At 75.1% G+C, this 13,282-nt stretch carries 13 protein-coding genes; 8 read left to right on the top strand and 5 right to left on the bottom strand.

What is annotated here, in order from left to right; translation table 11 throughout:
- The first annotated feature begins 154 nt into the window (after positions 1-154).
- Both ACFVUH_RS07955 and ACFVUH_RS07950 read left to right on the top strand, forming a co-directional pair.
- Positions 155-1,453 carry a sensor histidine kinase gene (locus tag ACFVUH_RS07955; protein WP_387911874.1) on the top strand — a complete coding sequence of 433 codons (1,299 nt, stop codon included), beginning with the start codon at positions 155-157 and terminating at the stop codon, positions 1,451-1,453.
- A gap of 11 nt (positions 1,454-1,464) precedes the next feature.
- Positions 1,465-2,106, top strand: a complete 642-nt coding sequence (locus ACFVUH_RS07950; RefSeq protein ID WP_387911873.1) for a response regulator — start codon at positions 1,465-1,467, stop codon at positions 2,104-2,106.
- Between the two features lie 46 nt (positions 2,107-2,152).
- On the opposite strand, the gene ACFVUH_RS07945 is transcribed toward ACFVUH_RS07950, so the two are convergent.
- The 5 genes from ACFVUH_RS07945 to ACFVUH_RS07925 form a co-directional block, all read right to left on the bottom strand.
- On the bottom strand, positions 2,153-2,938 hold the full coding sequence (locus ACFVUH_RS07945; RefSeq protein WP_387911871.1) for a hypothetical protein: 786 nt from the start codon (positions 2,936-2,938) through the stop codon (positions 2,153-2,155).
- A 3-nt stretch (positions 2,939-2,941) separates the two neighbouring features.
- The gene (locus ACFVUH_RS07940) at positions 2,942-3,838 is read right to left on the bottom strand and encodes an ATP-binding cassette domain-containing protein (RefSeq protein ID WP_387911869.1); all 897 of its coding nucleotides are present in this window, start codon (positions 3,836-3,838) and stop codon (positions 2,942-2,944) included.
- 196 nt (positions 3,839-4,034) lie between these two features.
- Positions 4,035-4,643, bottom strand: a complete 609-nt coding sequence (locus ACFVUH_RS07935; protein ID WP_387911867.1) for a TetR/AcrR family transcriptional regulator — start codon at positions 4,641-4,643, stop codon at positions 4,035-4,037.
- A gap of 538 nt (positions 4,644-5,181) precedes the next feature.
- Entirely contained in the window at positions 5,182-5,826 is a 645-nt protein-coding gene (locus ACFVUH_RS07930; protein WP_387911866.1) for a response regulator, read from the bottom strand.
- A gap of 16 nt (positions 5,827-5,842) precedes the next feature.
- Positions 5,843-7,162 carry a sensor histidine kinase gene (locus tag ACFVUH_RS07925; RefSeq protein WP_387911864.1) on the bottom strand — a complete coding sequence of 440 codons (1,320 nt, stop codon included), beginning with the start codon at positions 7,160-7,162 and terminating at the stop codon, positions 5,843-5,845.
- Positions 7,163-7,382: 220 nt separating this feature from the next.
- Between ACFVUH_RS07925 and ACFVUH_RS07920 the strand changes: the two genes are divergently transcribed.
- The 6 genes from ACFVUH_RS07920 to ACFVUH_RS07895 all read left to right on the top strand — a co-directional run bounded on the left by ACFVUH_RS07920 (position 7,383) and on the right by ACFVUH_RS07895 (position 13,249).
- Positions 7,383-7,946 (top strand): heme-binding protein, encoded by a 564-nt coding sequence (locus ACFVUH_RS07920; RefSeq protein WP_355360787.1) that lies wholly within the window; start codon positions 7,383-7,385, stop codon positions 7,944-7,946.
- 199 nt (positions 7,947-8,145) lie between these two features.
- Positions 8,146-8,559, top strand: coding sequence for a hypothetical protein (locus ACFVUH_RS07915; protein ID WP_355360784.1), 414 nt, complete (start codon positions 8,146-8,148; stop codon positions 8,557-8,559).
- 98 nt (positions 8,560-8,657) lie between these two features.
- Positions 8,658-9,542: an NAD(P)-dependent oxidoreductase gene (locus ACFVUH_RS07910; protein ID WP_380689600.1), complete on the top strand. Its 885-nt coding sequence runs from the start codon at positions 8,658-8,660 to the stop codon at positions 9,540-9,542.
- Positions 9,543-9,613: 71 nt separating this feature from the next.
- Positions 9,614-10,213: an NAD(P)H-dependent oxidoreductase gene (locus ACFVUH_RS07905; protein WP_355360778.1), complete on the top strand. Its 600-nt coding sequence runs from the start codon at positions 9,614-9,616 to the stop codon at positions 10,211-10,213.
- A 287-nt stretch (positions 10,214-10,500) separates the two neighbouring features.
- Positions 10,501-11,835, top strand: a complete 1,335-nt coding sequence (locus ACFVUH_RS07900; protein WP_387911861.1) for an LPXTG cell wall anchor domain-containing protein — start codon at positions 10,501-10,503, stop codon at positions 11,833-11,835.
- A 256-nt stretch (positions 11,836-12,091) separates the two neighbouring features.
- Entirely contained in the window at positions 12,092-13,249 is a 1,158-nt protein-coding gene (locus ACFVUH_RS07895; protein WP_387912314.1) for a hypothetical protein, read from the top strand.
- The last annotated feature ends 33 nt before the right edge of the window (positions 13,250-13,282 follow it).

Genomic DNA, 13,282 nt, shown 5'->3' with positions numbered 1-13,282 from the left:
GTGGACCGGAGCAAACCACCGGGCAAGCGACGGTCGGTGACGCCTTCCCGGGCCGACGGCGCCCCCGGCCGGGGAGGGGCGCGGGTCCGCGGTCGGCCGCGGGATCGGTCCCGGGACAGACGCCGGACGGGCGCCCGGTGGCTAGGGTCGGCCCGTGAACCGTCAACCGCACAGCCGGCTCGGCCGATTCGGCACCCACCGGCACCTGATGGCCCTCGACGTGGCCGGCGCCGCCCTGATCGGCGTCCCGGCCGTCGCGAACGCCGCCTGGAGCGCCGGCCGGATGGGCCTGCCGGCCTGGTTCGGTGCGGTCATGGTCAGTGGCTTCGCCGGGGCGTTCGCCGTGCGCCGGCGCTTCCCCCGGGCGGCGACGGCGGTGGCGGCGGTCACCTTCCCGGCGATGGACTACTCGCGCTTCTTCCCGCTCGCCTGGCTGGCGATGGTGCTGGTGGTCCACCGGATCCCGCTGCGGCGGCCGGTCCGGAACGCGGCCGGGGCGCTCGCCGCGGTCCTCGCCGTCGAGGCGGTCGTCGGTGTGCTGCTCCAGGTGAACTCCGGGCACGTGCGGTTCGGGCCGGACCTGATGGCGGGCGCGCTCGGCGTCCAACTGGCGGCCTGGACCGGAGGGTTGTTGAGCGACCGGCGGCAGGCCCACCAGGAGTGGCTGCGGGAGCAGGCGGAGCAGCGCGCCGAGGCGGAACTCGCCCGGGCCCGGCGCACCGTCGTGGAGGAACGCCTGCGGATCGCCCGCGAGCTGCACGACGTGGTGGCGCACAGCATGAGCATCATCGCCGTCCAGGCCGGGGTGGGGCACCATGTGATCGCGAGCCGCCCGGACAAGGCCGCCGAGGCCCTGGCCGCCATCGAGTCGACCAGCCGGGCGGCGCTGCACGAACTGCGCTCGTTGCTGGGGGTCCTGCGGGACGGCGAGCCCGCCGAGATGGTGCCCGGGGGCCTGGCCGACCTCGACGTCCTGGTCGGGCAGACCCGTCGGGCCGCCGTGGAGGTGGAGTTGACCGTGGTCGGCGAGCTGGACGGCCTGCCGCCCGGTGTGGACGCGGCGGCGTACCGGATCGTCCAGGAAGCGCTGACCAATGTGGTCAAGCACGCGCGGACCGACCGGGCCCGGCTGGAACTGCGGCGGACCGCCGACCAGTTGAGCGTCCTGGTCCGCGACGAGGGGTGCGGCTGCCCGGCCGGGACGGCCCGGGACGGCCACGGTCTGGTCGGCATCCGGGAGCGGGCCGCGCTCTACGGGGGCGAGGCCGAGGCGGGGCCGCTGCCCGGCGGCGGATTCCGGGTGCTGGTGCGGCTTCCGATCGCCGGACGTCGGCCGGTGGCCGTTCCGGCCGTCGTCCCGGTGGCCGTTCCGGCCGCCGGCGTGGTTGCCGCGCCCTCCGCGGACGAGCGCGTTGCCGAGTGCGTCGACGAGCAGGCCGCGGTGACGCTGTGACGATCAGGGTGATGATCGCCGACGACGAACCGCTGGTCCGTGCCGGGTTCGGGGTCCTGGTCGAGTCCGCCGACGATCTGGTGCTGGTCGGCGAGGCGGCCGACGGGCGGGCCGCGGTGGACCTGGTCCGGGAACGGCGTCCGGACGTGGCGCTGATGGACATCCGGATGCCGGTGCTGAACGGCATCGACGCGACCCGGGAGCTGCTCGGCGGCGCGGACCCGGCGCCCGTCCGGGTCCTGGTGCTGACCACCTTCGCGCTCGACGAGTACGCCTTCGGCGCGCTCCGGGCCGGGGCGAGCGGGTTCCTCCTGAAGGACACGCCGCCCGCCGAACTGCTCGAAGCCGTCCGGGTGGTGGCCTCCGGCGAGGCTCTGCTGGCGCCCACGGTGACCCGCCGGCTGATCGAGGAGTTCCGCCGCAGGCCCGCCCTGCCGGCGGCCGACCGGCTGCTGGACGGGGTGACGGAGCGGGAGCGGGAGGTGCTCCGGCTGGTCGCCCGGGGGATGTCCAACGCGGAGCTCGCGGCCGAACTGTTCCTGTCCATCGGCACGGTGAAGACCCACGTCAGCCGGCTGCTCACCAAACTGGGGGCGCGGGACCGGGCCCAGCTCGTCATCGTGGCCTACGAGAGCGGACTGGCCTTCACGTAGCGCCGGCCCGCCACCGTGCCCCGCCGCCACCGTGCCCCGCCGGTGCTCAGACCTCGCGGCGGTGCACCACGAGCAGCGCCAGGGCGAGCGCCAGCAGGGGCTGCAGCAGCATCGATGCCCAGGCCGCGGTGGCCGAAGGGCCGTGCGGATCGGGGTGGTTGATCGTCAGGTGGTGCAGCGAGCTGCCCAGGAGGGACTGCTGGACGCGCAGCATCACGCCGTGTTCGCCGTGCAGGAACAGCGGGGAGACGAAGAGGAAGGCGAAGCAGGCGGTGAGCGCTCCCGCTCCGTGCCGGATCAGGGCGCCCAGCGCGAGCCCGATCAGGGCGGCCGCCACCTGGTGCAGGGCGCTCGCGGTGACGGCGCGCAGCGCGCCGGGGTCGGTGAGGGAGAGGCCGACGTGCCGGGTGGAGAACAGCGCCTGGCTGATCCAGAAGCCGCCCAGCGCGCCGGTCAGCCCGAGGACCAGTGCCACCGTGCCCACCACCGCGGCCTTCGCGGCGACCACCGCCCGCCGGGCGGGAACGGCCGTGAAGGTCGTGCGCACCAGCCCGCTGGAGTACTCGGTGCTCATGGCGAGGGCGCTGAGCAGCATCACCGCCAGTTGCAGCAGCGCGTGGCCGCCGAAGGAGGCGGGCAGCGGGTCGAAGTCGGCCTGCTCGCCGGGTGTGAGCCGGTCCCAGCCGTTGATCGTGCTCCGGCTCAGCAGCAGGGTGACCGTGACGCAGGAGGCGAGGCCCAGGGCCGCGACGACGCGGTGGGAGCGGATCGTGGACAGCTTGATCCATTCCGCGGCGATCAGGTCGCGGGCCGGTGTTCGGTCGGTGCGCACAGGTCAGTCCTTCCCGCCGGCGGGGGCGGTGAGTGCGATGAACGCCTCTTCGAGGCTGGTCGGACGGGGGGTGAGTTCGTGGATCGCGAGGCCGTGGGCGAGGGCGAGGTCGCCGATCCGGCTCACCTCCAGGCCGTGCACGGTGAGGGCGCGGTCGGCCTCGGGGGTGGTCCGGGCACCGGCCTCCAGCAGCACCCGGCGCAGTTCGTCCGGGGCCGGGGTGCGGACCAGGACGGGGACGGCGGCGCTGCGGGCGGTGAACTCCGCCGTCCCGGCGTCCGCGACGAGTCGGCCGCGGTCGATCACCAGGAGGTGGTCCGCGGTGTGCTGCATCTCGCTCAGCACGTGGCTGGAGACCAGCACGGTCCGCCCTTCGGCCGCGAGCCGCCGGAAGAGCAGCCGGATCCAGCGGATGCCCTCGGCGTCCAGGCCGTTGGCGGGTTCGTCGAAGACCAGGACGGCGGGGTCGCCGAGCAGTGCCGCGGCGATGCCCAGCCGCTGCTTCATGCCCAGGGAGTAGCCCGCGACCCGTCGGCGGGCGGCGCCCGCCAGGCCGACCTCCTCCAGGACGGCGTCGGTGCGGGCCCGGCCGATGCCGTTGGCGCGGGCGAGCGCGGCCAGATGGTGGCGGCCGGTCAGACCGCCCGGCACGGCCGTCGCGTCCAGCAGTGCGCCGACCCGGTGGAGCGGACGCCGCAGTTCGCGGTAGGGCCGGCCGTCGATCAGCGCCGTGCCCGAGGTCGGGGTGCCGAGGCCGAGGAGCAGTCGCAGGGTGGTCGACTTGCCGGCGCCGTTCGGCCCCAGGAGGCCGGTCACCCGTCCGGGGTGCACCTCCATGGAGAGGCGGTCGAGAACGACGGTCCTGCCGTAGCGCTTCGTGAGTGCCGTGATGGTGATCATTCGGGCCCCTGGTCCGCGTGTTTCCGGTACGCCGAGGAGGTTTCCAGAGACGTGCGGGGGGCGGCGTCCGGCGGCGGACCGATCCGCGCGGTCTGTCCCGGGACGGATGCCGGCCCCGCCGGTCGGCGGGGGCCGCGCGGTTTCGGGGCCCGCAGCGTCAGGGGTCGGGGGCCGGTGGGGTCAGGGGGCGGTGGGGTCAGGGGCGGGGGTAGAGGCGGAGGAAGGCCTGGACGCCGGTCGCGACGGTGGTGTGGAGGGCGGCGTCGGAGATGGGGACGGCGCCGTAGAAGGACTGGTCGGCCGCGCCGCTGAAGGTGAGCAGGGTGAAGTGGGTGGCGGCGAGGTCGGGGTCGTCGAGGGTGAGCAGGCCCTGGGCGGCGAGGCGGGCGATGTGGTCGGCGAGGTCGCGCTGGGAGGCCAGGGGGCCGGCGGCGAGCCAGGCGGCGAGGACGTCGGGCGGGATGTTGCCGGCCTCGGCGCGGATGGTGCGGCCGAGCGCGTAGTGCTCGCCGGCGGCCAGGACGGCCTTGGCGCGGTCGACGGCGAAGGCGACCAGGTCGGCCTCCAGATCGACGATCTTGTGCAGGTGACGGTCGGCCAGGCCGGCGATGATCTCGGTGAGTTCGCCCGCGGTCTCCAGGGCGACGGAGAGGAAGAGCTTCTCCTTGTCGCCGAAGTGGTTGTAGATGGTGCGCTTGGAGACGCCGGCCTCGGTGGCGATGGCGTCGACGCTGGCCCGGGTGTAGCCCTCGCGGCCGAACACCGTGCTCGCCGCGCGGGCGATGGCCAGGCGTTTCTCCGGCATGCGGCGTGAACCGGCGGTCGATGCCGGGTTCGCTGTGCTCATCGGCGGGTCCCCTCCTCGGCGGATTGCACTACCCGGTGCAGTTTACCGGCCGGAGCGGCTTCGGCGCGGGGGCGGTGAGGGGTTGGTGGGGGATCGGTGGGGGTGGCACGGGAAGCAGGGAGGCGCGGAGCGAGTCCCCCCGGACCCGCTCCGCGCCGCGTCGACGCGCGGCTCTCCGCCGCTCCCCCCGATCGCCCCGGACTCCCGCCGTCCCCCCTGGCGCCACTCTCCGGCGAGAGCGTTCCGCACAGGCCCGGCAAGCCCCCTTGAGGTGGGGCGTCGTTGATCGTTACGGTAACAAACCGCGTGGTTGGTTTGTCAATGCTGAATTCCTGAAGCGTCCCACCCTCGAGGATCTCGGCCCGGATGGCAAGCGGGGAGCTGACGGTGCGGGGAAAGCGCTGGTGGGGCCGGTAGTTCGGGCACCGGAGCCGGGTGGCGCGGGTCCGGCGGAACCGTTTGTTCGGAATCAGACAATCCGAATGGAAGGTCGGTATCAGCGGAGCAGCCGGCGCTCCTTGGCGACGGCCACCGCGCCGGCCCGGGTGTCGACGCCCAACTTGGCGTAGATCCGGCCCAGATGGGTCTTGACGGTCGCTTCGCTGATGAACAGCGCACGGGCGATCTCCCGGTTGCCGAGCCCCTGGGCGAGCTGGGCCAGGATGTCCGTCTCGCGCTCGGTGAGCTGCGGTGCCGGGGCCCGCATCTGCGCCATGACCCGGGAGGCGACCGGCGGCGAGAGCACCGTGCGCCCCTGCGCGGCCGAGTGCACCGCGGCGAACAGCTCCTCCGGCCGCTCGGCCTTCAGCAGGTACCCGGTGGCACCCGCGCCGATCGCCCGGGTGATGTCGGCGTCGGTGTCGTAGGTGGTCAGGACCAGGACGTGCGGGCCGTCCGGGGCCGCGGTGATCCGGCGGGTGGCCTCCACACCGTCGATGCCGTCGCCGAGCTGGAGGTCCATCAGCACCACCTGCGGCGCCAGCCGGGCGGCCAGTTCGACCGCCTCCTCACCGCTGCTCGCCTCGCCGACCACCTCGATGTCGCCGGCGCTGGCCAGCAGGGCGAGCAGGCCGGCCCGGACCACGGCGTGGTCGTCGCAGACCAGCAGCCGGACCGGCGACGGGGCGGGGGTGAGGTTCATCGGACGGCTCCAGTGCCTAGCGGCGGTCGGGGGTGAGCGGGATCGCCGCGGAGACCACGGTGCCCTCGCCGGGGGCGCTCTCCACGGTCAGCGTGCCGCCGAGCTGACGCAGCCGGGCGCGCATGGCCGGCAGGCCGTGCCCGCGGCCGGAGGGACCGGGCGGGGCGGAGGGCCGCGCGGAGGGGGAGGGCGAAGGGGAGGGCGAGGGCGAGGGCGAGGGGGAGAAACCGCGGCCGTCGTCGGCGATGTCCAGGACGGCCTGGTCGCCGAGGAAGGAGAGGGTCAGCGCGGCGGCCGAGGCCCCGGCGTGCTCACGGACGTTGGCCAGCGCCCCCTGGGCGATCCGCAGCAGCGCCGACTGCGCGGCCGCCGGCAGCGGCACCGGCGTGCCGTCCAGGTGGAAGCGGACCGGCAGCCCGCTCTCGGCGGACTCCCGCTCGGCGAGCGAGCGCAGCGCCTCGTCCAGGGTGCGGCCGTCGGCGAGTTCGGCGGGCGCGAGGTCGTGGACGAAGCGGCGGGCCTCGGCGAGGTTCCGGGCGGCCACCTCGGCGGCGGTGCGGACGTGGCCGCGGGCGGTCGCCGGGTCGCCGTCCCAGGTGCGGTCGGCGGCCTGGAGCAGCATCTGCTGGCTGGACAGCCCCTGGGCGAGGGTGTCGTGGATCTCCATCGCCAGCCGTTCGCGCTCGGCCAGCGTCCCCTCCCGCCGTTCGGTGGCGGCGAGCTCGCGCCGGGTGCGGACCAGGTCGGTGATCAGCACGCGCTGCCGTTCGGCCTGCCGCTCCATGTACAGGAAGACGCCGGTGGCCAGTGCGGCGACGGCGGGCGGCAGCAGGATGAGGTTGGCGTCCAGCGGGCCCGGCAGCCGGACCTCGCCGACGACCACCAGCAGGGTGAGCGCCGCCACCAGCGGGATCGCTGCCGGTGTGGGCAGCGTCCGCAGGGCCGTGTAGACCAGCGGGACGGCGCACCAGGAGAAGCTCGGCGCGACCAGGACCAGGACCACCCAGAGCACCGTGACCGCGACCAGCGGCCAGGGGCGGCGGCGCTGCCCGGGGTCGGGCAGGCGGCGGTGGGCGAGCCAGGAGCCGAGCGGCTGGACGACGGCCAGGGCGATGCTCAGGCCGAGCACCCAGGGGATCCGCGGATTGCCGGAGTGGTGGGTGAGGTAGCGGCTGAGCGAGGTGGCGAGCAGGAGGAGGAAGGCGGAGTCGAGCAGGACGGCCAGCCGGCCGGCGTCCGGGTCGGGGAAGGCCAGGACGGGAGCGGGAGCGGGGGCGGCGGCGGCGGAGGCGGCGGAGGCGGCGGGGTCGACGGGGGAGGGGCCGGGGTGGTGCACGGGGCCGCTCCTCGTTCCGTCCGGGCCGTCCGGGCCGTCCGGGCCGCGGCGATCCTTCGATGGTGGCCCGCCCGGTCGCCGCCCGCATCGACCGATCGGCTGACGGGTCTGTCGTCCATCATGCCCGGACGCCGTGTCCGGACCGCCGATGTGGCACCGGGGGGCCGGAACGGAGGATCGGATCCGACCCCACCACCGCCATCCGACGAGGAGCCGGACCATGAAGAAGACCTCCGTTCGTGCCAAGGTGCTGACCGGCACCGTCGCCGCGGCCGCGCTGGCCGCCGCCACCGTCGGCGCCGTCTCGGCCAGCGCCGAGGCCACCGACACCCCGGCCGTCACCGCCGCCGCGGTCAAGACCGACGCCCAGAACAAGAACCTCGCGCAGAGCACCGGTCTGACCATCGAGGCCGCCACCAAGGCCGCCCAGGCCACCCTGGACGCGGCGGCCAAGGCGGGCCAGCGCGTCTCGGTGGCGGTCGTCGACCGCGACGGCGTCACCCGGGTGCTGCTCAAGGGCGACGGCGCCGGCCCGCAGTCGCCGGAGTCGGCGGTGCGCAAGGCGTTCACCGCGGTCTCCTGGAACGCGCCCACCTCGGAGCTGGCCAAGCGCCTCGCCCAGGCCCCGAACCTCAAGGACATCCCGAACACCCTCTTCCTGGCCGGCGGCGCCCCGGTGCAGTCCAAGGGCGCGCCGGTGGCGGGCATCGGTGTCGCGGGCGCGCCCAGCGGCGACCAGGACGAGCAGTTCGCGCAGGCGGGCGTCGAGGCGCTCACCAAGTAGTTCCCACCGAGGACCGCCGGCCGCGCCGAGGGCGTGCGGCCGGCCCGCGCGCCGGGGCGGACCCCCGACCTCCCCGGCGCGCCCCGCCTCCCCGGCGGGTTCCCCGTACGGGTGAAGGTCGTGCGGGTCGCCGCAGAACACGGGGTCGGCCGCCGAAAAGCCGCTGCCGCTGTCGGTGCCGCATGGCAGGCTTCCCGCTATGACGGCGTGGACCCTCAACGACATCGAACGTGCGATCCGCTCCTCCTGGGGTGTCGACACCTGCGCGCCCGAGGACCAGGCCCACTGGCGTGCCGACGACCCCGCCCACGGCCAGTGCCGGGCGACCGCCCTGGTGGTGCACGACCTGCTCGGCGGCGAGCTGATGATGGGCGAGGTGTACACCGGCGGGGTCCGCACGGACCTGCACTGGTGGAACCGCTCGGCCGCCGGCGCCGAGGTCGACATGACCCGCGCGCGCTTCGGCCCCGACGAGCGGGTCGGCCCCGGCCGGCCGGTCGCCCGTCCGCAGCGCCCGGGCCGGCTGCAGGCCCAGTACCAGCTGCTGCGCCACCGCGTCCTCGCCCAGCTGGAGGCGGGATCGGCGGACGGACGGCACGCCGCGGCGGCCTGACCGGACGGCGCCCCGCCCGAACGGAGGGCTGACGTAGAGTCGGCTGGTCGTGGCCGGACGACCTCTCCGGCCACCGGGCGACAGCGGGAGTGTGTGCGATGAGCGGGATGACCGTCGGCTTCGTCGGACTGGGCGCGATGGGCCGGGGCATGGCCACCAGCCTGCTGAAGGCCGGGCACACCGTCCGGGTCTGGAACCGCTCGCCCGAACCGGTGGCCGCCATGGTCGCCCGCGGCGCCCTGGCCGCCGACGGACTGGCCGAGGTCTTCGCGGCCGACGCGGTCGTCTCGATGCTCGCCAACGACGCCGCCGTGGAGCGGCTGCTGCTCGACCCGGCCCTGCTGGAGGCCGCCACGGCCGGTGTGCACGTCAACATGGCCAGTGTCTCGGTCGCCCTGGCCGAGCGCGCCGAGGCCCTGCACGCCGAGTACGGCATCGGGTACGTCGCCGCGCCGGTGCTCGGCCGCCCGCCGGTGGCGGAGGCCGGCGAGCTCAACATCCTGGCCGCCGGGAGCGCGGAGTCGCTGGCGGCGGTCGAGCCGCTGTTCGCCGCGATGGGCCGGCGCGTCTGGCACTTCGGGGAGCGCCCGCGCCAGGCCAACACCGCCAAGATCAGCACCAACTTCCTGCTGGCCTGCGCGATCGAGTCGATGGCCGAGGCGTGCAGCCTGGCCGAGGCCAACGGCGTCCGGCCGACGGACCTGATCGAGATGCTCACCGGGACGCTCTTCCCCGGCCCGATCTACTCCGGGTACGGCTCGATGGTGGCCGAACGCCGTTACGAGCCCGCCGGGTTCAAGCTGCCGCTCGGGCTCAAGGACGTCGACCTCGCGCTCGCCGCCGGTGCGGCGACGCATGTGCCGCTGCCGTTCGGCAGCGTGCTGCGGGACGCGTTCCTGGACGCGCTGGCGCACGGCGACGGCGAGAAGGACTGGGCGGCCGTCGCGGCCGTCGCGCGCCGTCGGGCCGGGCTCCCGGAGTAGCGCGGGCGGGACCGCCGGCCCGCCGTAGGCTCGTGATCCTCGATCGATCCGCAGTCCGTACGGGGGTCCCGATGTCCCAGCCCAGCGGTCGCGCCGACGCGCGCCGGTCCTTCCTCTTCCTGGACGCCGGCACCCGCGCCGACGGCAACTCCGCACGGCTCGCCCGGCTGGCCGCCGAGGCGAGCCTGCCGGCCGGCGCCGACCAGCGCTGGCTGCGGCTGGCCGACCACCCGCTGCCGCCGTTCGAGGACCTCCGGCACACCGGGGACGGCCGGTACGAGCCGCCCACCGGCCATGAACGCACCTTGCTGGACGCCACCCTGGCCGCCACCGACCTGGTCTTCGTGGCGCCGCTGTACTGGTACGCGCTGCCGGCCGCGGCCAAGCACTACCTGGACCACTGGTCGGGCTGGCTGCGGGTGCCCGGCGCGGACTTCCGCGCGCGGATGGCCGGCGGCACCGTCTGGGCGGTCACCGCGTACGCCACCGAGCCGGACAAGGCGGAGCCGCTGATCGGCACCCTGCGGCTCACCGCCGAGCACCTGGGCATGCGCTGGGGCGGCGCGCTGCTCGGCCACGCCAACCGGCCGGGCGACGTGCTGCGCGACGAGCGGGCGCTGATCGCCGCCGAGTCCTTCTTCGCGGACGCCCGGGTCCTGTCCCAGGCGTAACGGCGGCGGGGGCGCCGGGCCGTCCGGTACCGTCCTCCGGACGTGTACCGGTCACCTTCGCGTCACCTGCCGGTCGGAGCCAAAAGCCCCTTCCTGGGGCAGAGTTGGACCAACCGGGCAGGAGCCGCCGGGCAGCCGCCGGAAAACGGCACCCCCGTTCCGGCGCCGCCGGAGGCTTCGGTAGTCTCCGACGGACTTTCAGCTTCGCGGGGGGATCGCGGCTCGAACGGCCGCCCGGTCCTTCCGTGCCCCCGGGCCAGCGCCCGGACTTTCCCGTGAGGTTTCCCTTGTCCCTCTCCATACCTCGCAGTCTCGCCCTGGCCGCCGCCGCCGCGCTCGCCGCCTCGATGGCCCTGACCGGTGCCCAGGGCGCGGTGGCCGCCGCCACCACCGGTTCGTCGCCCGCCGCCGCACCGCAGGCCGACAAGGCGAGTGCCCGCTCGCTCGACCTGTCCCTGGATGGGGTGCCGCGGACCTTCGTCGCCGGCGGCGACAGCAAGCTGTTCAACTTCACCGTCGACAACAACACCAAGCACGACTTCGTCTACTACCCGCTGCTCAAGTTCAAGAACGCCAAGGGCACGCTGCGGGCGGAGGACCTCAAGGTCGAGTTCCAACTGCCCGACGGGCTGGACAAGTCCAAGACCTGGCTGCCGGCCAAGCCCGCGCCGGGCGGCGGCGAGACCGACGACGACGGCGTGCTGTTCCTGCTCGCCAAGCTCATCGACGGGCATGTACCCGACTTCGAGAACTCGCTGCTCGCGGTCAACAAGGGCAGCAGCCTCACCGTCACCGTGCGGGTCTCGGTCGGCAAGGACGCGCCGCTCGGCACGGCCGGCGTCGTCCCGGTGGTCTTCGCCGCAAGGTCGGAGGGCAACAAGCCGACGGGGGAGGGCGAGTTCAGCTGCGACGGCATCCGCGGCGAGCGGTTCAAGATCGTGGCCGGGGGCGGCGGCAAGCCGAGCCCGACCGTGGCGCCGACGACCACCAAGCCGACCAGCCCGAGCGCGAGTCCGACCGTGAAGCCGACCGGCAGCCCGTCGGCCACCACCTCGCCGTCGGCGACCGGTACGCCGTCCGCCACCGCGACGGCGACCGGCAGCCCGAGTGCCACGGCCACGCCGAGCACGAGCACCAGCCCGTCGGCGACCACCGAGCCGTCCGCCACGGCGACGCCGTCGGCGACCGCGACCGCCACCACCACGCCGAGTGCCACGCCGAGCGCGACGACGACGCCGTCGGGCAGCGCTTCGCCGAGTGCTTCGTCGAGCGCGTCGCCGAGCGCTTCGCCCAGCGCGACGGGCGGCGCCAGTGCGAGCGGCTCGCCGAGCGCCCCCGCCGGCACCGCCCCGGCGACCCCCGCTCCCGGGGGCACCCCGGACGACGAGGAGACCGGCGGCCGGCAGCCGATCGACTTCCCGGTGAAGGTCCCGGCCATCGCGCCGCTGCCGATCACCCCGGAGGCCGTCGTCAAGGCGCGGGCCAACGCGGACAAGGCCCTGGCCACCACCGGTGGCGGTGACAACACCACCGGCATCGCGATCGCCGGCGGCGCCGTCCTCGCGGCCGGTGTCGGCACCCTGGTGGTGCTCCGCCGCCGCCGCGCCGCCCAGCAGGGCTGAGCCCGGCCGGCGCGTCACACCGCAGCCGCCCGTGTCCCCGGCCCACCGGGGGCACGGGCGGTTCCGTCCGCCGCCCCGGCCGTGCCTAGGATGAGCCCCCTGGGGCCTCCGAGGGACGGGCCCGGGGGGCCGACACGGCAGGCGAGGTAACGGGGTGCGGGGACGGGGCGCGGAGCGCTCGGCAGGGCCGGGACGGTCGAGGCGCGCGGCGCGCGTCGAGAGGGACCACGAGGCCGCCACCGGCCGGATCGCGGGCCTGCCGGTCCGCAGACACCATGTGCTGCTGCTCGCCTGGACGGTCCTCTGGTTCCTGCTGGTCGAGCCGAGCGGCGGCTTCTCCTGGCACTACCTGCGCCAGGGCGAGGAACTGCTCTTCAGCGACCGTCCGGACGGCGGCCTGGCGCTCTACGCCGACCACCCCGAGCTGCAGATCGGACCGGTCAGCCTGGCGGTGGCCCGGCTCTTCGACCCGTTCCCGCCGCACACCGGCCAACTGCTGGCCGAGGCGGTGATGTCCGGCCTGGGCCTGGCGATGCTGGTCCTGGTCGGCCGCACCGCCGCCCGCCACTACCTGGGCACCGGCACCAACCACCGCCGGCTCCAGCAGCGGCTGCTGATCGCCGGCCTGGCGTTCATCCCGATGTGGGTCGAGGTGTCCGTCCGCTTCGCGCACCTGGACGACGTGCTGGCGCTGTTCTTCACCACCCTCGCCGCGTACGAGGTCAGCCGCGGCCGGGCCGCCCTGGTCGGCGTCCACCTGGCGCTGGCGGTGGACTCCAAGCCGTGGGCGCTGGCGTTCGCCCCGCTGATCCTCGCGCTGCCCCGGGCCGGATGGCCGCGGACGGCGCTCTGGTTCGTCGGACTCGTCGCCGTCGCTTGGCTGCCGTTCTACCTGGGCGACCTGAACACCATGGCGGCCGCGAAGTTCACCATCCCCAACCAGCCCGCCTCGGCGCTGCGCTGGTTCGGGGTGACCGATCCGGCGACGCCGTGGTGGGACCGCCCGGCGCAGTTCGCGCTCGGCCTGGGGCTGGGCAGCCTGGCGGTCTGGCGCGGACGCTGGCCGGCCGTCGTCCTGCTGGGCGCGGACGCCCGGATCCTGCTCGACCCGAGCGTCTACACGTACTACTCCGCGTCGGTCCTGCTCGGCACGCTGCTCTGGGACACGGTCGGGCAGCGGCGGCTGGTGCCGTGGTGGAGCTGGATCGCGCTGGTCGCCCTGTACGGCGGCACGCTGTTCCTGCCGTCCGACCCGGCGCGCGGCTTCGTCCGGCTCGCCTTCGTGGTGGTCTCGGCCGGGTACGTGCTGCTCTGGCCCACCCGGCAGCGGGGCCGGGGCGGTGACGGGTCCCGGCGGGTCGCCCGGCAGGCCGGCGCACGGCGGCGCACCGACCGCGAGCCGGCCGCGGCCTGATCCGCGCCGGAACCGGCTTGACCCTCACGCAAC

The organism is Kitasatospora sp. NPDC058032 (genome assembly GCF_042885845.1).
Lineage (GTDB): Bacteria > Actinomycetota > Actinomycetes > Streptomycetales > Streptomycetaceae > Kitasatospora.
This window is presented reverse-complemented; position numbering and strand designations above follow the sequence as displayed.

Excerpts from the sequence above, each read along its gene's own strand:
- ACFVUH_RS07950 (WP_387911873.1), top strand. The coding sequence starts at position 1,465 with ATGATCGCCGACGACGAACCGCTGGTCCGTGCCGGGTTCGGGGTCCTG.
- ACFVUH_RS07940 (WP_387911869.1), bottom strand. The coding sequence starts at position 3,838 with ATGATCACCATCACGGCACTCACGAAGCGCTACGGCAGGACCGTCGTT.
- ACFVUH_RS07935 (WP_387911867.1), bottom strand. The coding sequence starts at position 4,643 with ATGCCGGAGAAACGCCTGGCCATCGCCCGCGCGGCGAGCACGGTGTTC.
- ACFVUH_RS07930 (WP_387911866.1), bottom strand. The coding sequence starts at position 5,826 with ATGAACCTCACCCCCGCCCCGTCGCCGGTCCGGCTGCTGGTCTGCGAC.
- ACFVUH_RS07920 (WP_355360787.1), top strand. The coding sequence starts at position 7,383 with ATGAAGAAGACCTCCGTTCGTGCCAAGGTGCTGACCGGCACCGTCGCC.
- ACFVUH_RS07915 (WP_355360784.1), top strand. The coding sequence starts at position 8,146 with ATGACGGCGTGGACCCTCAACGACATCGAACGTGCGATCCGCTCCTCC.
- ACFVUH_RS07910 (WP_380689600.1), top strand. The coding sequence starts at position 8,658 with ATGAGCGGGATGACCGTCGGCTTCGTCGGACTGGGCGCGATGGGCCGG.
- ACFVUH_RS07905 (WP_355360778.1), top strand. The coding sequence starts at position 9,614 with ATGTCCCAGCCCAGCGGTCGCGCCGACGCGCGCCGGTCCTTCCTCTTC.